13 protein-coding genes are annotated in these 17,282 nt (G+C 47.6%); 6 read left to right on the forward strand and 7 right to left on the reverse strand.

Annotated features, from left to right (window positions below; genetic code table 11):
- Positions 1-8 precede the first annotated feature (8 nt).
- Positions 9-1,391, reverse strand: a complete 1,383-nt coding sequence (locus ACYVAM_RS15185; protein WP_461068389.1) for a M24 family metallopeptidase — start codon at positions 1,389-1,391, stop codon at positions 9-11.
- Between the two features lie 214 nt (positions 1,392-1,605).
- On the opposite strand from ACYVAM_RS15185, the gene ACYVAM_RS15190 reads away from it, so the two are divergent.
- From ACYVAM_RS15190 to ACYVAM_RS15210, 5 genes are all read left to right on the forward strand, one after another.
- Positions 1,606-4,326 carry a DUF5686 and carboxypeptidase regulatory-like domain-containing protein gene (locus ACYVAM_RS15190; protein ID WP_461068391.1) on the forward strand — a complete coding sequence of 907 codons (2,721 nt, stop codon included), beginning with the start codon at positions 1,606-1,608 and terminating at the stop codon, positions 4,324-4,326.
- Positions 4,327-4,481: 155 nt separating this feature from the next.
- Positions 4,482-5,405: a metallophosphoesterase family protein gene (locus ACYVAM_RS15195; RefSeq protein WP_461068393.1), complete on the forward strand. Its 924-nt coding sequence runs from the start codon at positions 4,482-4,484 to the stop codon at positions 5,403-5,405.
- Between the two features lie 106 nt (positions 5,406-5,511).
- Entirely contained in the window at positions 5,512-5,997 is a 486-nt protein-coding gene (locus ACYVAM_RS15200) for an MOSC domain-containing protein (protein ID WP_461068395.1), read from the forward strand.
- 309 nt (positions 5,998-6,306) lie between these two features.
- Complete coding sequence (locus ACYVAM_RS15205; RefSeq protein ID WP_461068397.1) at positions 6,307-8,118, forward strand: sensor histidine kinase; 1,812 nt, start codon at positions 6,307-6,309, stop codon at positions 8,116-8,118.
- Between the two features lie 16 nt (positions 8,119-8,134).
- Entirely contained in the window at positions 8,135-8,878 is a 744-nt protein-coding gene (locus ACYVAM_RS15210) for a response regulator (protein ID WP_461068399.1), read from the forward strand.
- Between the two features lie 14 nt (positions 8,879-8,892).
- On the opposite strand, the gene ACYVAM_RS15215 is transcribed toward ACYVAM_RS15210, so the two are convergent.
- Positions 8,893-9,831: a DUF535 family protein gene (locus tag ACYVAM_RS15215; RefSeq protein WP_461068401.1), complete on the reverse strand. Its 939-nt coding sequence runs from the start codon at positions 9,829-9,831 to the stop codon at positions 8,893-8,895.
- Positions 9,832-10,349: 518 nt separating this feature from the next.
- Here ACYVAM_RS15215 and ACYVAM_RS15220 point away from each other — a divergent pair.
- Entirely contained in the window at positions 10,350-10,823 is a 474-nt protein-coding gene (locus ACYVAM_RS15220; protein ID WP_461068403.1) for a methyltransferase family protein, read from the forward strand.
- 18 nt (positions 10,824-10,841) lie between these two features.
- On the opposite strand, the gene ACYVAM_RS15225 is transcribed toward ACYVAM_RS15220, so the two are convergent.
- The 5 genes from ACYVAM_RS15225 to ACYVAM_RS15245 form a co-directional block, all read right to left on the reverse strand.
- Complete coding sequence (locus ACYVAM_RS15225; RefSeq protein ID WP_461068405.1) at positions 10,842-11,624, reverse strand: peptidase associated/transthyretin-like domain-containing protein; 783 nt, start codon at positions 11,622-11,624, stop codon at positions 10,842-10,844.
- Positions 11,625-11,713: 89 nt separating this feature from the next.
- Positions 11,714-12,376 (reverse strand): HAD family hydrolase, encoded by a 663-nt coding sequence (locus ACYVAM_RS15230; protein ID WP_461068407.1) that lies wholly within the window; start codon positions 12,374-12,376, stop codon positions 11,714-11,716.
- A 101-nt stretch (positions 12,377-12,477) separates the two neighbouring features.
- Positions 12,478-14,895 carry an endonuclease MutS2 gene (locus ACYVAM_RS15235; RefSeq protein ID WP_461069615.1) on the reverse strand — a complete coding sequence of 806 codons (2,418 nt, stop codon included), beginning with the start codon at positions 14,893-14,895 and terminating at the stop codon, positions 12,478-12,480.
- A 194-nt stretch (positions 14,896-15,089) separates the two neighbouring features.
- Complete coding sequence (locus ACYVAM_RS15240; protein ID WP_461068409.1) at positions 15,090-15,350, reverse strand: hypothetical protein; 261 nt, start codon at positions 15,348-15,350, stop codon at positions 15,090-15,092.
- Between the two features lie 125 nt (positions 15,351-15,475).
- Positions 15,476-17,227 (reverse strand): RagB/SusD family nutrient uptake outer membrane protein, encoded by a 1,752-nt coding sequence (locus tag ACYVAM_RS15245; protein ID WP_461068411.1) that lies wholly within the window; start codon positions 17,225-17,227, stop codon positions 15,476-15,478.
- Positions 17,228-17,282 lie beyond the last annotated feature (55 nt).

Raw genomic sequence — 17,282 nt, forward strand, 5'->3', positions numbered from 1 at the left:
ACAGTACATTATTTGACATACCCTAATTTCCTGGGAATGGTGTAAATCTCCGTTTGGCGGCCATCGATGTATCGGAACGTTTTCCCATCGAAAAAGCCATCTTCTTCGAGCATGATGCGCACTATTTTCTTCCACTCAGGAATCTCAACGGCCGCATTAAGTTCAATGGAGTAGGCAGTGTTGGCCAACAATGGATAATCGCCGGGTCCAGGAACGCCTTTTTGCTGATCCCATAAGCCAATGGTTGGGCCAGCTGCGTGGCCATGTACGCCGATTGGGTGGGAGTAAATGGTGCCATTGATCCCTTCTTTTTTGGATTGCTCCAGCGCTGCCAGCAACATCTGGTTTCCTGTTTTTCCTGCGCTGAATTGCTCGGTCAGAATTTCCTGTAAGCGATTGCCCTGTTTAAAAGCGGTTTTGATGGCTTCCGGGACATCCGCTTCACCAGGTTTCAATACGTAAGCGTGCTGCTGCTGATCAGTGTTCAGGCGCAAATAGGTGATGCCGAAGTCAACATGCAGCAAATCGCCGGGCTGAATAACCTGTTTGTCGGGTCGTTTGGAAAACGTACGAAGATGATTGAACTCCTGGTTCGGTCCGTCGCTACGGTCAGCACGTTGTACATCGACCGTTGGGTGAAACCAGGTGCTCAGGCCCAGGTCGGTAATGCGCTGGCGAAACCACCAGACCACATCATCGGTGGTGGTAACGCCTGGCTGAATGACCTGCTCCGAAAACCCTTCCTGTATAATTTGGTGCGATAATCGACAAATGAGTGGATAGATAGCCATCTCTTTTTCAGTGCGGGTTTCGAGCCAGCCAACGGCAACTTTTTCCGCCGAGACAATACGTTTCTGGTAATCGGCAGGCAGTTTTTTGATGAACTCCTCGTGTTCAGAAAAGGAGAGCCCATCGGCATGGCCGTAGTTGGTCGACATGTTGAGCCCTATTTTTTTAGGCTTCCGGTCTTCGATAATCTTGGCCAGCGCTTCCCACTGGTTTGGCCGAACGTCGATATCCCAAGCCCCTTTCAGGAGATTACCCACGTCGTACCGGGCAATGGCCAGCTTCTCGATTCCTTTATCACCACCCTGATCATAAAAGACCATAATGGTTCGTCGGCGGGCCGATAGCCACGTACTCGGAAGCATTGTCCGCAAAACGGGGTCTTCATTATATTCGCGGGAAATAATAATCCACATATCGAGTCCCTCCCGGCGCATCAACTGAGGAAGGAGGTTCGTGAAGCGATCTTCCAGAATTTCATCGACAACCCGCGACCGATCCCGTTCTGTCAAAACAGTAGATGGTGAAGCGAGTTGGGCGCTGGCCGTTGATAGGCAGACTAAAAATATAATTAATTGACTGAAGAAGTGTACTGGTTTGAGCATAGGGTTCAGATTATGAGGAGTTTGTAGCAAGATACGCAAAGACATTATAGATTTTTAACAATATTGGCAGGCAACGTTTATATTCAGGTGCGCATCTTGCCTGTACAAACGGGTTCGTTCTTTTGGTCGATAGAAATTCCCTGTTTATCGAAAAGAATAGAACTGTACTTCGTTTTACAGGTACATTCGCAGACTATTAACCTCCCCTGATTGCATGAAATTTATACTACTCATACTAGTTACCTTCATTTCGTTTACAATGGCTCCTGCACAAACCGGTAGCAGCGGTTTGCGGGGTACGGTTAAAAATAAGCAGGGAGATGCGTTGCCATTTGCGGCTGTTATTGTGAAAGAAACCAGTAAGGGCACCATTACGAACGCCGAGGGGCGGTACGAAATCGGATTGGCACCTGGTAAATATGACATTGTGTTTCAATATCTGGGTTTTCAGTCGATTCAAAAACCGGTTGAGATAGGCGCAGACTTTGCTACACTCGATGCTACCCTGGAGGAGCAGGCGCTACGATTGGCTGAAGTGCAGACGAAGGCCGGAAATGAAGATCCCGCGTATACGATCATGCGCCGGGCTATTGCCAAAAGCCGGTTCCACCAGTTGCAGGTGCAGCGATTCAAAGCACGGGTTTACACCAAATCGTCGTTTACCGTTATTGACTTGCCTAATCTGGCCGAAATGGCGTTTCGGAAGCAGCTCAAAGAAGCTGAAAAGGAAGCGAATTTTAAAGTAGGCGTTCCGTTACTTAACGAAACGGTAGCCGAAGTGTCGTTCACACAGCCCAACACGTTTCGGCAGCGGATTATTGCAAACCGCAACTCGCAGGGTGATTTTTTGAGCCCCAATCAGTTTTATAATGCCAGTTTTTATAGTCCTACCATTGCCGGTGCGGTATCACCTTTATCGCCCAAAGCGTTTGCCTACTATAAGTTTGAGTACAAAGGCACGTTCCGGGAGCCAGGGCCGTCTGGTACGCCCGTTGAGATCAGTAAAATTCAGGTGATACCCCGGCAGTATGGCGAAGGCGTTTTTCGGGGAACGATTTATATTATCGAGAATACGTGGGCCATCCATAGTCTGCAACTGGAAACGATCAACAACATCGGCGTGTCCATTTCAGTCCGACACATATGTAGTCCTATACAAGGTGTCTGGATGCCAACAAATCAGCGATACGAAGGAAAAGGAACTTATCTGGGCGTAAAAGCCAGCGGCTATTACATCCGAAATCTGACCTTTAGTGAATTCGTTGTGAATCCTGCTTTTGTCGAAGACATCGAAGTGGCCGACGAGAAGAAAGGGGCGCCCGCCCAAACCCTCTCGAAAGGTGATATCAAGGGTAAGAATTTTGATGAGCTGGTCAAAAAACAAAAGGAATTCTCGACCAAAAACCTGCGACAGATGGTCAAAGAATACGAGAAGCAGGAGAAGCAAGCCCGTAAAAATCGGAAAGAAGATGTAGCCGTGGTGCGCGACGACTCGCTGGAGATCGATTCGCTGGCTCGCAAGCGATCAAATGTATACTGGGATTCGCTGCGCTCGGTGCCACTCACCAGCGCCGAAATCAAAAGCTATCGTAAAGCGGATAGTCTCGGGCTGGTTCGTGAGATAAAAGTGCTTACCAAAGCCGATTCGCTGAAGCGCGACAGCCTTGCCTTGGCCGATAAGCAAAAGAAAAAAGCGGCCAATAAGTTTTCGGCTGGTCAGTTGTTGAGCAGACACACCTGGGGACTGACAAAACGAAGTGCGCTGATTTACACCAGTCCGCTGGCCCGTATTGAATACAATACCGTTGAAGGATACACCCTGGAAGGAGCGCTCAACTTCCGGTACCGGGCGAAAGTAGATTCGGTCAATCGGTTCCGGCAAATTCAACTGGGTGAGTGGAACGTGGGTGGTACGGGCCGTTACCAGTTTGGCCGAAAACAGGTTGTGGGTTATGGCCTGGCGAGTTATCAGCATAAAAATACGCGTGTGGCCCTGTCGGGTGGGCGCTATTTGTACCAGTATAATCCTGACAACCCGATCAGCCCGTTTCTGAACTCGCTGACAACGCTTTTATTCGAGCAGAATTTCGCCAAATTATACCAGAAAGATTTTCTGAACCTGGCCATTAGTGCGTCCCCATTCAGCGAGCGGGTAGCATTGACAGGTAGCCTGGAGTATGCGCGACGTTCTGAATTGACCAACTATCGGGAAGATCTGAAGCCCTGGATCAACTGGCGCGAGCGAACGTTTACACCCAACCGGCCCGAAAATGCCGAAGTCGGCACAACGGCTTTCCCAACACACAACGCACTCGTGCTCAACCTGACCGCTTCAGCGCGGCTGGGCGCTACCCAGTATACCATTCGTAATGGCCGACGCATTGCCCGGCGCGATAACGAAAGTCCGTTATTGACGGTGAATTACCGCAAGGGAATGGATCAGGTTGATTATGATTTTTTACAGGCAAGCATTAGTCATTCATTTGAGACGGGCATTCGCAGCCGGTTAAATTATAAGCTCAGCGCTGGCTCGTTCTTCAATGATCGTCAGGTTTACTTCCCGGATTTCAAGCATTTTGAGGGCAATCAGTTTTTCTTCCAGCAGGGCGATGTTGTTTCGACGTATAGACTGCTGCCTTATTACCAATACAGTACCGCTAAGCGTTATGCCGAAGCCCACGTGCTGGCTGAGTTTCGCAAGTTTTTCGTGACTCAGTTAACGGTTGTTCGTTTATTGGGCCTGAAAGAGAATCTGTTTGTGCATTACCTCTACACACCATCTTCTAAAAATTATACGGAAGTAGGTTATGGGCTGGATGGCCTGATTCCGCAGGTGCTGCCCTTTTTCCGGGTAGAAGTCATTTCGCAATGGCAGGATGCCAAGTATCAGGGTTTAGGATTTAGAATTGGGACAACGCTGAAGTTTGGCCGGTAATGTCTGAACCGCTCGGGCGACCCGAGCGGTTCAGGAAATGGCATGTATAAATAAATCCTCTTTCCCTAAGTTAATAACCTAACACAATCATAAACTTAGTTTAATCAACACATCACAGGTGGCACTTTACTTTGCGTAAACCAAAGTAGGTCTGCATGAACCGTCGGGATCTTGTTAAACGAGTGGGAGCGGGGTTGGCTGCTCTTTCGGTGAATAACCTGGTAACTGCTCAGGCGGCAACCCTTCCCAAACAGCGGGTATTGCGCATTGCCCACCTCACCGATACCCACATGCAGCCGTTGATTGGCGCTGCTAAAGGATTTGAACGGTGCCTGCACCATGTACAGGGTTTGGCGGATAAACCCGATCTGATCGTTAATGGTGGCGATGCTATTATGGAAGCACACGGCCGTCAGAAAGACAGCGTTAGCCGACAATGGCGATTGTATGGAGAGGTTCTCCGGAGCGAAAATGCCCTGCCCGTTCTGAGTTGCATCGGGAATCATGACATCTGGTGTCCTAAAGAAACAAAGGCTTGCTTTGACGCTGGTCGACAATGGGCGATGGACGAGTTTCAGCTGGCCAGGCGCTATTATAGTCTGGACCAAAACGGCTGGCACATTGTCGTGCTGGATAGCGTACAGCCTAAGCCCGATGGAAGTTGGTACACGGCTCATCTAGACGAGGAACAGTTTACCTGGCTCGAGACTGATTTAACCCAAACACCTGCTGAGACGCCTGTTCTGATTGTTTCGCACGTGCCGATTCTGGCCGCTTGTGTGTTTTTCGACGGGCAGCGTTTTGCAGGTGAAAACTGGAATGTTCCGTCGCGCTGGATGCACAGCGATACGGTTCGCCTTACCGACTTATTTCATCGTCATCCGAACGTAAAGGCCGCCCTCAGCGGCCATATTCATTTAACAGATCGGGTTGATTACAATGGCGTTTCGTATTTCTGCAACGGAGCCGTCAGCGGAGCCTGGTGGTTTGGGAAATATAAACATACGGCCGCGGGCTATGCCATCGTCGATCTATTCAATGATGGATCGGTTGTGAATACATATGTGAACTATGTCTGAACCGGGATTTGTTTGATTTTTAGGATTACTCTGATTTTGCTCTTGTAAAAAGCAGACCTATGAAAGCAGGGTAATCATAAAAATCAAACAAATCCCGGTTCAGATAGTGGATAACATAAACGATTTATTCGACGTATTTCCCCGTCCCGGCCGAGTGGAGTGGATTGGCATCCGGCCCGAACGGAATACCGCTGTAGAGGTGGTTGATTCAGTAGTTGTCTCCGAAAAGAAAGGTCTTATTGGCGACCATTACAGGGGGCAAAGTGGCAGCCGCCATGTAACCCTGGTTCAGGCCGAGCACCTGCCCGTTGTGGCGGCTCTGCTAGGTCGTGACGATCTCGATCCAGCCCTGGTTCGCCGAAATATCGTGGTGTCGGGGATAAACTTGCTGGCCCTTAAAGACAAACAAATTCAACTTGGCGACGTGATTCTGAAAATCACGGGGCAGTGCCATCCCTGTTCTAAAATGGAAGCAACCCTCGGCCCCGGTGGTTATAACGCCATGCGCGGGCACGGCGGTATGACGGCAAAAGTGCTGCAGAGTGGACAAATCAGCGTAGGCGATTTGGTTGTGTTTCTCCCAAACGAATGAACAGGTTGACCTGGCTAGTCAACTGGCAAATTTAGTGTGGATAATAGTTAGAAAATACATTGATTGAGGATGTGTGGACGTAAGCGGAAAGCCTGGTAATAAGCCTTCACTACGTATAAGTAGATTAGCTTGTGTCTACAAATAAGTTGATTTGTTACTTTAACCGCAACTAGAGTTGTGCCAAATCCCTATATTTTCTTCTGAGATAGGTCTTTTTTCTTTTGATTTAATTTGTAGTTGTAAACTAATCGCTATTTGTTAGATTTGAGTCACCAGTTACGCTCGTAAATCCTTTTGTATCAAAGCTGTATGCCCTGTTTGCCCCGGTGCGTAAATTACTTAATGGTGCTGTGGGTAATCACATCAGGAGCGTGTTTCGCCCAGGAAATACCTTATCTGAACGTAAAGCCCGAGCGGCTGCAAAAGGCCAGGCAACTGGAGCAGGAAGCCAGGCAAAAGAACGATCCCATACTATTAGCCGAAGCTTGGTATTTATTCGGCAAGACCTATGTGTTTGCTGGCGACTACCGGACGGCGCAGGCTTATTTTCTGAAATCGCTTCGCCTTCAGGAACCCCGGGGCGACTCCTTTGAGCTAAGTCGCCTATATGTACGCCTGAGCGAAAATGAAGATAAGATGAGAAATGCTGAACAGGCACTGCGGTATGCTAATCTTTCGTTGCAGATAGCCCAGCGGATCAAGTCCGACGAAGCATTGATTCGGTCATATGGCGTTTTAGGCAGGATCTACATGACCCGGTGGCAAAACCAATCGACAACCCATAAAACAGCTTACTACAGAGAGGCTCTTTCTTATTACTCAAAACGAGAAGCGCTTTCCTACAAAATTAACGACACCCTTGGTATTGCCGAAGCCACTATTGAACTGGGTACACTTTTTACCAAAGTCAAAGATCCTTGGGCAATTCCTTATCTCGAAAAAGCCCTCGATTTATTTACGCTTAAAAAAAAGGAGGGTACTCGCGTCAGTACAATGCTACATCTGGCAGAAGCCTACTCCGCATTCGGCAAACCACCACTGGCCTTGCAGACGCTCAACAAAGCGGAACAACTGTATACGCGTATAAAGCTGAATGAGTATGAAACCCGGCTGGACCTGGATGCTGCCTTTCTTCATTATTTCCAGAATTCAGGTCAATGGAAAAAGGCGTTCGAGCGGTTAAAAAAATTAAATGAACTGGAGCGAATTAAACTGCTTGCTGATCGCAACGGTGCCATTAGCCGCCTGAGCTTAGAGTTTGAAGCAGAAAAGAAAGAATCGCTTTTAAACGCTCAGAGGAAGGAAATCAAGTTAAATACCCAGAACCTGCGTTTACAAAGAGGCATCACGACGGCCGTGTCTGCGCTCTTTTTAATAGCGGTTGTTGTGAGTGCGGTTTTCTTTCGGTTGTATCGAAAAAATCAACGGATCAGCCGCCGGAATGAAGAACTTGTTAAAGAACAGAACCACCGGGTTAAAAATAACCTTCAGGTCGTATCGAGTCTGCTAAGCCTGCAATCCAAACGACTAACCGACGAGCTGGCTAAAAAAGCAATTGAAGAAAGTCGGTTGCGCGTACAGTCGATGGCCATTCTCCACCAACGCCTGTATGATGGCGACAAATTAGCCGAAGCCAGCCTTGACGAGTTTATTCAGGAGGTAGTCAGTGGCGTGTTGACAGCCTATGGATTTGCCGCCCTCCAACCGCAGTTTTCTATTGACAAGATTTCGCTTCCCGCCGACAAAGCGGTTCCACTCGGGCTGATCCTAAACGAATTGACAACCAACGCCTGTAAATACGCCTTTCCCAGGAATGAGTCTCCGGCTTATAAAATAAGCTGCTATCGCAATAATAACAGAATTCAGCTCACCGTGGCCGATAATGGTCACGGATTGGATAGTTCCGGACTGGAGGGTCCCGGGCTGGAGGATAATAAGCAGAAGGACTACGCCCTCGCTTCCTCAGGTTGGGCTGGGGCTGAAGTTACCACGTTGCCGGTTTCGTTTGGGATGCAGTTAATTCAGGCTCAGGTCGAGCAGCTTGGCGGAACGTACTCACTCGTATCCGGTGGGAGCCAGGAGTTTACAGGAGTCTTATTTTCAATGGTATTTAAAGCCTAATTCAAGAAGACAACGGATGGAGTTATTGAAGATTCTAATTGTGGAGGATGAAACCATTACGGCCATGGATCTTCGCGAAACGTTAGAGGAGGCCGGCCATAAAGTAACAGCCATTGCCCGCAATTTTGAGCAAGCCATACGAGCCGCCAAAAATAACCCGCCAGATCTGGCGCTTATTGATATTCAGCTGGAGGAAGGCTCTGCAGAAGATGGCATCACCACTGCCAGAGAACTGATCGCCGAGCACCGGATGCCCATTATTTATCTGACGGCAAATTCCGACGTTGACACATTTCAACTCGCCAAAGAAACCCTGCCAGCCGCTTACTTGCTGAAACCCTTCCGACATGATGAGCTAAAGTTACAGGTCGAGTTGGCTTACTATTATTTTCACTATAATCAGAAGACTACAAACGATACCTCGGTTTCTGGAACGTTATACTTACCCATCGATAAGGGTCATGAAAAAATTGATATGAAGGATGTGCTTTATCTCCAGGCCGATGGGTCGTATGTGAAAGTTTTTATGATTCAGAAGGAATCACCTCATCACATTAGTACAAATCTGAGCCATCTGGCGCAGTATTTTTCGGCGCCTAATTTTTATCGATTATCACGGTCGCTCCTCATCAATTTAAACCATCTGGAACGTCTGGAACGGAATTATCTGTTTCTGATCAATCAGAAAACACCCATTCCGATTCCATCGGCAAGTCGAAAGGAGTTGATGAAAAAACTGACCGTCGTTCGGACAAAATAAGCCGCTTGTCAAGCCTAAAGAAGCAGTGCCTCAAAATGGGTCCGGACCTGTTGAGTGAGTTTGTGTTTATACTCCCGTTTTCGTAGAGTGCGGCTGCGGTGGTTAGCCTTAATCGAGGCAATCGGCTTTTCGGGAAACGGGACCGATAGCGTATATAGCTGATGCGGCTGCTTTTGTCCGCCCAAGGCATCCCAAAATGCATCGTAGTTAAAAGAAGCCGCTCCATTCGCCAGTTGTCTTTCATTGCCTGCACCCCAGATGCACTTCAGATTACAGGCCAGAGCAATCCCTTGCAAGGCTGCCATTAGTAAAGCCGCCGGAGTGATGTCGAACAGGATTTTAGTAGCTTGCTTGACAAGCTCAGGGTTTCTGACGCCTTGTATTCCCCCCACGAAGATACTTTCGCCAAACAAAGAGTTCGTTAACGGATCCGCAACAACCGTAAATCGAATGGTGTAGACCGGGATCGTATTGCATTCCAATACAACAGCTAATTCGCCCTCCCAGTCCAAACCAACGGGAAAAAACAGGCCAATACTAAACGAGTCATCTCCCTGGTAGTCCTGCCAGATATAGGTTTTTTGGCGAATATCCTCAAAAAAGTGGGGACGTAGGGCGTTCGTGAAAAAGCGGTAATGGCTGGTGAGCATTGCCAGCTTATCCTTTGTAGGCAAATCGAGGGCTAAATACTCTCCCAGGTATTTATAAAGTAATCGAGGGTTTGCCTGAGCGAGTGCCGTAACTTGTGGATTGGTTTTTAGTAGGTTGGTCAGGTGCCGATGCCTATGAGCGTGCCAGATAATTCGTCGGAATCGAAACCCGGTTTTAAGTGTATAGAGTACTCCCCGGCGTACTACCTGATCTGTCACCCGATATAAAGTTGTAGACTTGATGGAGCGGGTATAGGTTAGTAGATGGGCCGATAGCGTGCCAGGCCCGGTAAATAGTTTCATTGAGTATTCACAGTTGGAGTGGTAAAAAGCGTCTTACTTTTAATGACAACTTATTCATTAATACCGGATTAGCGACTAACCAACTGATCTACTTTACTAAACGGTAGCTGGGGACTGTTCACTTACTTATCCCAGCCACTTCTACGAAAGCAGTACCGGATAAATGCCTATAAAAGGGAGGATTAGACTGGATTGCCTGGCTATGTCCTGTAGAGGGCCGTGGTCAAATAAGGAATGAAGAACCTGGTAGGACTTTAATTAACTACATAAAGGCATCAGCCTACCTATCGCTATCTACTGAAAAAGCCATCAGTTCGATTCACTAGTCTGGTGGCTTTTGCGACTTTTACCTTAAAATAAAGGATTAAGCGGGAACGTGAATCCAGTAACGACCTTTGTAACAGCCATTCACATTGTATTGTGAGAATTAAGCGGGACGCATCAGTAATAAGTTCTGATTCCAGGTCCAACTAAAACCAGTTTATACCTTTTTGATTTGACCCAGGACGTTATTTCGTATGACTGCTCAGAAAAATTCCGACAAGGCAAATGTAATTGCTTTCCCACCTCTTTTATTTGGTGCCACCTTAGTGATTGGGGTATTGCTGAGCTACATTTTTCCCACACCGCTTCTTGCCCGGCACACTGCCCTGACGATTGGTCTTGTTTTGCTTATCAGTGGGGTAATTACGTTGCTGCTTGCGTTTCAGGGAATGATTCAGCATAAAACGACCATTCACCCAAATGGAGCTACTACGGCGATTGTCAGCAATGGCCTTTATCGGTACACCCGAAATCCAATGTATCTTTCGTTAACGCTGATTTATGTCGGTGTATCCGTTGCCACCAACGCCTGGTGGGGCTTGTTACTACTCATTCCTTTGCTTTTTGTGGTGCAGAAAGGCATCGTTGAACGCGAGGAACAGTACCTGGCCCAAAAATTCGGCGAGGAATATCTGAGTTACAAAGCACAGGTACGCCGTTGGCTGTGAGAGGATGGGCAGCCAGAGCTAGGGTTGCTTAATTGCTGGTGACTGACTTGGGTCAGGCGAAATGCGGCTGGGTCGATTGAAGCCATCCCGATACCGGTTGCGCAATTGCTGAATGGTGTTGATGAGGTCGTAATCTTCCGCTTTAAGCAGGTAGTCATCCTCTAAATCGCAGAAGTCGAAAAAGCGGTCGATTTCGTCAGGCTTCAACGTAGTCGACTGTTCTACCAAAAGTCGGAATCGTTCCAGAGCAAGCGCGTGCCGACGATCCTGCTGCATGATATAATACGCTTTTCGGTCTGTTTTCGGACGCTTGGCAAATAGCTCATACAACAAGGTGACGCCCGCCCCATCGGCCAGCCTGTCGAAAGCCTGTTCACCAGTTACTTTTTTAGAGGCCGTTGGCTCATCGAGTACCTGCTGAATTTCTCGTTTTACCTCTTCATATCGTTTGCCCGTTACGGTTACCTCGGCCAGATCAACGACACGATAGGGCATAGGAGGGAGCGCCCGGGCAACAATGGTGGGATTGTCGGTACCATCGTAGACAATGCCGGTACGGTCGTATAGCTGGCTGGTTAGGATCAATGAATCGCCGGGTTGGAGCGTCATGAAAAAACGTCCCGTAGCATTTGTCCGGGCTCGTTGGCGGCTGCGTTTATTGATAACCGTAGCCCGGTCAACGCCTTGTTTGTTGGCCTGATCAATGACCGTTCCAATCACGTACTTGCCCTGTGCCCGCACACTACCCGACCAACAAAGGAGACTGGCCAGACAAAGAAAGAGCAGGCGTTTGATGGGCATAGAGGCTTGAATTATAGAGACGACCCGGGTTAAACCCCCGGCTAAAGAACTGAATTTACAAAAATACAGGTTGATGCCATTTAATCCTGTTAAAAAATCTTAACCAGCTTTTTCAGCCGATCGAGTGTCATTTGGCTAAAGTCCGCGACAACGTCATCGACAAAGGGCCGGAGTTCATCCGGAGACTGCGTCGTTGCCATGCCTATGACCGAAGCACCCGATGCTTTGGCCGCCTGAATACCCGTCATTGAGTCCTCGAAAATGATACTGTCTGCTGGATCAACACCCAGCATCTCCATCGCTTTCTGGTAAATTTCGGGATCTGGTTTAGGATGATTAACCAGGCTTTCATTGAGTAAAACATCAAAGTAAGGGCGCAGGTTAAGGGCATCCATAACAAAGTCGAGATTCTCGACGGGGGCCGAGGTAGCTACGGCTGTTAGAATATTGGCATCTTTTAAAGATTGCAAGAAGGGAATCAGACCAATGACCGGCGTAATATCCTTGCTATACAACTCCCGAAACAACGCTTCTTTCTCATGAGCCAACTGTTTCGACTCGTCGGTGGTGAGTGCCTTTCCTGCAAAAAGATGACTCAGGATGTCGTTGTTATGTTTCCCCGATACGTACTGGACGAAGTCGGCGTCGCTTAGTGTTTTGCCATATCGCTGGTAGTATTCACGCCAGGCAATGCGGTGATGTGGGTTTGTATCAACAATAACCCCATCCATATCAAAAATTACAGCTTTCATGCTTTTAGTCGGTTTTAGTTTACAGTATTCGGTTTATGGCGGTCCGTCGTATCAACGAACCGCCATAAATCTCGGCGGGGAGCCGTACAAACTGAATACTGTTATTTCATTTTCACAATCGTAACGCCTGCCCCGCCCCGGTCAGCATGCTCGTCTTCCATTTTGCCTACCTGTTTGTAACCGCGGAGGTGATTACGCACGAGCGTTCGCAGAATACCATCGCCCTTGCCATGAACAATGCGTAGTTCAGGATAGCCAAGCATCAGGGCATCATCGACAAATCGATCTACTTCACCAATGGCTTCTTCACCCCGTTTTCCACGAATATCGAGGTTAAAGCTAAAGTTCTGCATCTTCTCGTTCATGTCAACGCCCTGGCTTCGCGGACGGTCATCCCGCACTTCGGTCGCGGCTGTAAAGGTTTTCTTACTGACTTTTTCGAGTCGGTTCAGTTTCACGTTCGACTTGAGATCACCGATGCGGATTTCGGCATCTTTACCACGCAGGGTCAGTACCTGGCCAATGGCATTTTGGCCCGATATGCGAACATAGCTACCTACCGAAATGGCACCATTGTCATGTTCAAACTCATCCTCTGCTTGTTTGGTCGTCTCGATGACGACCGGTTCAGGCTTAAGTTCTTTTTGGTCAAACCGCTCCAGTGCCTGCCGAACCTGTTTCGTAGCTTCCCGCTCGGCTTTGTTTTCTTTGATTTCGCGAATCGTATTTTCAATTCGCTGATTGGCTTCCTGCACTAACGCTTTGGCTTTCTGCTTCGCATCGTTGATCAGTTGCTTCTGTTCATTGTCCAGACGATTTTTTAAGGCAGTATATTCAGCCAGTTGCTGAGCAAGTTTACGCTGATTGATACCAATTTCGATATTCTTCTCCGAGAATACGCGTTTCTCAATATCCAACTCTTTGAGGAGTTTCTCGAAATTTACCTGCTGATTGCCAAGCTTCTCTTTGGCTCGATCAATAACGCCTTTGGGCAACCCAATCTTCTGGGCAATCTCAAAGGCGAACGAAGAGCCCGGCCGACCAATTTCCAATTGGTAAAGGGGCTCTAGATGCTCACCATCAAACCGCATAGCGCCGTTTATCAGGCCGGGCGTTTTGTCGGCAATTACCTTTAGATTAGTATAATGTGTATTGACGACGCCATAAGCGCCTGATTTATTGAGATCTTCCAGAATTGACTCGGCAATGGCACCCCCCAAGCCCGGCTCTGTTCCGGTACCGAATTCATCGATTAGGAAAAGTGTCCGTTTATTGGCGCCAATCAAGAACTGCTTCATCGCCGTCAAGTGCGACGAATAAGTACTCAGGTCGTTCTCCAGTGACTGTTCATCGCCAATGTCGATGAATAGATTTTGGAAAATACCCATCTCTGCATAGTCGGCCATCGGTACAAGCAACCCACATTGTAGCATGTACTGAATAAGGCCAATTGTTTTTAGTGCCACCGACTTACCACCAGCATTTGGGCCAGAAATAATGAGGATCCGGGCCTTTTCGTCTAATCGAACACTGAGCGGTACGACCGTTTTACCTACTTTCGAAAACGATAAATAAAGCAGCGGGTGTCGGGCGTTGGTCCAGTTAATGAACGGGCGTTCATGCAGTTTTGGCATGATGGCGTCCAATTGAATCGCTAGTTTGGCTTTGGCTCGGATAAAATCAATCTGAGCCAAAAAGTTGACGGCGCGTTTTAACTCCTCCAAATGGGGCCGGATCTGATCGGTAAGGGCGAGCAGAATCCGGTATATCTCGCGTCGTTCTTCATATTCCAGCTCACGGATTTCGTTGTTTGCATCGAACACCTCCGCTGGCTCCAGATAGACCGTTTGGCCCGTTTGAGATTCGTCATGAACAAAGCCCTTGATTTTTCGCTTGTGTTCAGCCGCAATCGGAATAACGAGCCGGCCGCCCCGTACAGTTAAGGATAGCTCGTCGGGAATCCAGCCATTCTGCCGAGCCTGACGCAAAATACTGTCGAGTCGCTTACGGAGGTTAGCCTGTTCACCAATAATTCGACGACGGATGCTGGCTAATTCGGGTGAAGCTGAATCACGGATATGCCCCCTGTCATCGATAACCCGTTCCAGAGAGTCTGTCAGTTTTTTGTCAACGCCCACGGGTCCGGCCAGTTCGCGAAGAAAAGGAAAACTGTTCGTTTCTTCTCGCTTGGATAAAAAACGGAGACAATCCTGAATGGTCCGTAAGGCCAGTTTAAGATCAAAGAATTCGTCTTCTGTAAGGGCAATTCCCTCTACGCGGGCACGGCCTAAATGGGGCCTGACATCGATATAGTTACTGGTCGGAAAATCCGTTTCATATAGAACAATTTGCTTGAACTCCGTTGTTTGGCGAAGCAGCTTATCAATCAATTGTGCATTATCGCTGAAGCGGATTTTTTCGACATAATCCTGCCCCAGTGGACTGACACAGGCCTCTTTCAGTCGTTCGCGGATGGTGTTGAACCCTAATTTAGTCTCTAAGGTGTTGGGATAAAGCATTACGTGGAGCTGCTCCAAACCGAGCGGCTTATGGGAAAGAATAGTCTATAAATAATGAGTAAAGCTACGCCAGTAGGGTAGCTTTACATAAATAACAGTAAGGAAGGGGAGTGGGTTCGCTGAACGGGGATGCTTTAAATGATGACTGATTAATGATAGTTTAATTTGTAAATCATTAATCAGTCATCATTCATTTATTTCCGGCTGCCGTTTCGGCTACTGCTGTGTCCTGAGTGACCATGGCCTCCGCGCTCTTCCGCGAGTTCAGTCTTGGTTTTGTTCGTCATGGTATGGTCTTCTTCGGGCGCTTGTTTGCTCTTGTCGGAGTCAGTCATAGTACGCTCCGCGTTAGGACGGTCCTTTCCCGTATCATGCGCTTCATAATTTCGGGTTCGTTTATGGTTTGCCTGTAAATCCTTCGAACCCGGCAGGTATGTGGTTTTGTGGTTTGCCATTTTATATGTCTATTTGTTGAGTAGGGTAATAACTTTTGGCAAAGCGGATTGTTTCGTATAAAAAAAGCCTTTTCTACTCAGTAGAAAAGGCTTTTTTTATTTAACTAAGTACTACAGCCATTCGCTTAGTACCCTGGGTTTTGCTTAAGGATATCTTTACCTTGGTAATCAATTTGTGTTTGCGGAATCGGGAAGTATTCGTCCTTATTCGCTGTAAACTTAGCCCCTGAATAACCAGTCGGTAGTTTTACACTTTCATAAGCAAGGAACGCATTCAGTGTGGGTGCCGCAATGCCCCATCGTACGAGGTCATAGAAGCGGTGTCCTTCGCCTGAGAGTTCTAATTTACGTTCGAACTGAACAGCAGCCCGGGCAGCCTCTTTACTAGCAAAGGCAGTTGTATAAGTACTAATCACATAGTTAGCCGCGTTTTTGCCATCAGTTCCCTTAACCCATGTATCTGGGTTAGCAGCTCGAGCTCTAACCTGATTTACGTAATTACGAGCCACTTCCAGACTACCTGCCTCAATTTCAACTTCAGCAGCCATCAGGAGTACATCTGCAAAACGAATGATGTTGTAGTTGATAGCTGAGTAGCCATCTGTCCAAGAGCTACCATCAGTCAGGCTTTTATCCTGCGAGCGATAAAACACGAACTTTTTAGGCGAATAAGGTCCGGCATAACTTTGATCACGAATCCAGTCAAGACCTGGGTGTACCTGCCAATCCAGATATGGAAGGCCCCGACGGCCTATCGACCAGTCTAAACGTGGGTCAACTGGCCCTGCGTCTGGAGTGAAAGCTGCCTTTGATTCAATACCCTGGTCATTTTTTAACTGGTTAGCTACTGAATTGTAAGAGCCATCAAGCAGGGGTAAACCAGTTGTGCTCACACGGAATGAGTTAGCTAATTCAAAGCTTGGAGCAAAAAATCCGCAGCAACCAGCAGGACCATTCGACCCTGTATTATAAGGGAAGTTTAGGTCTAACTCCTGAGCTGAATTACTCACATCTCCAGTATTAACTGCTGCCTGAATAGCAAAAACAGACTCTTGGCTATTGTCCTTAGCAGCATTAAAGAGATCCGTGTAATTTGTTACCAAACCGTATTTTTTACCGTCTGATGTTGTACCACTGGCAATAACCTGATCAAATAACGTTTTTGCGTCTGTATACTTCTTTTGATAAAGGTACGTCTTTGCTAGATAAGCGGTTGCTGCCCATTTATTGGCTCGGCCAACCGCACCCTGCGTAGCGGGCAGGTTATCGACTGCAAATTTGAAGTCAGCTTCAATTTTTGGCCAGATGTCTGTAGCGTTCGTAACTTTTTCAATACCTGATCCATAATCGAGCGTTTCATCAATATAAGGAACCATATTGAAAGAACGCTTCAACTCAAAATGGTAGTGGGCCCGTAAGAAACGAGCTTCTGCACTTATACGTACTTTATCCGCTGCGGTGACATCGGAGCCAGCAGATGCAAGCGCACGAATAGCGGCATTAGCCCGGCTAATGCCTTCATACATACCTCGCCATTTATCATTGATGTCGCCATTTGTTGGAAGTATCTCGTAACGCTGGAAGGTATTGAAGTTAGTGTTACCACCACCATCTCCTGAGTTCGAGCCTTTGTTAGCTTCCCCGCCTGAAACACTACCCCGTACCCAGTTGAATGAACTGGTAGCTCTTGAGAAGCCCCGTCCATTTAATTGAGCATACGAGGAAAGTAACAATGCTTCAAGTCCAGCCTTGGAAGTCGTTTGACTTAGGGCCAATTGACCAGTAGCCGGTACATCCAAAAATTTGTCTTTACAGGCGAACGTAACCAGCGTGAGCATTGCTGTTACTGCTACCCCCTTTATAATGGTATTTTTCATAGTGTAATTTACCTAAGATTAGATAATTGATGTTTGTAGTAGCGAGTTTTCAAGG

It is taken from the genome of Spirosoma horti, assembly GCF_054776595.1.

Excerpts from the sequence above, each read along its gene's own strand:
- ACYVAM_RS15195 (WP_461068393.1), top strand. The coding sequence starts at position 4,482 with ATGAACCGTCGGGATCTTGTTAAACGAGTGGGAGCGGGGTTGGCTGCT.
- ACYVAM_RS15215 (WP_461068401.1), bottom strand. The coding sequence starts at position 9,831 with ATGAAACTATTTACCGGGCCTGGCACGCTATCGGCCCATCTACTAACC.
- ACYVAM_RS15245 (WP_461068411.1), bottom strand. The coding sequence starts at position 17,227 with ATGAAAAATACCATTATAAAGGGGGTAGCAGTAACAGCAATGCTCACG.
- ACYVAM_RS15220 (WP_461068403.1), top strand. The coding sequence starts at position 10,350 with ATGACTGCTCAGAAAAATTCCGACAAGGCAAATGTAATTGCTTTCCCA.
- ACYVAM_RS15240 (WP_461068409.1), bottom strand. The coding sequence starts at position 15,350 with ATGGCAAACCACAAAACCACATACCTGCCGGGTTCGAAGGATTTACAG.
- ACYVAM_RS15205 (WP_461068397.1), top strand. The coding sequence starts at position 6,307 with ATGCCCTGTTTGCCCCGGTGCGTAAATTACTTAATGGTGCTGTGGGTA.
- ACYVAM_RS15210 (WP_461068399.1), top strand. The coding sequence starts at position 8,135 with ATGGAGTTATTGAAGATTCTAATTGTGGAGGATGAAACCATTACGGCC.
- ACYVAM_RS15225 (WP_461068405.1), bottom strand. The coding sequence starts at position 11,624 with ATGCCCATCAAACGCCTGCTCTTTCTTTGTCTGGCCAGTCTCCTTTGT.
- ACYVAM_RS15230 (WP_461068407.1), bottom strand. The coding sequence starts at position 12,376 with ATGAAAGCTGTAATTTTTGATATGGATGGGGTTATTGTTGATACAAAC.
- ACYVAM_RS15185 (WP_461068389.1), bottom strand. The coding sequence starts at position 1,391 with ATGCTCAAACCAGTACACTTCTTCAGTCAATTAATTATATTTTTAGTC.
- ACYVAM_RS15190 (WP_461068391.1), top strand. The coding sequence starts at position 1,606 with ATGAAATTTATACTACTCATACTAGTTACCTTCATTTCGTTTACAATG.
- ACYVAM_RS15235 (WP_461069615.1), bottom strand. The coding sequence starts at position 14,895 with ATGCTTTATCCCAACACCTTAGAGACTAAATTAGGGTTCAACACCATC.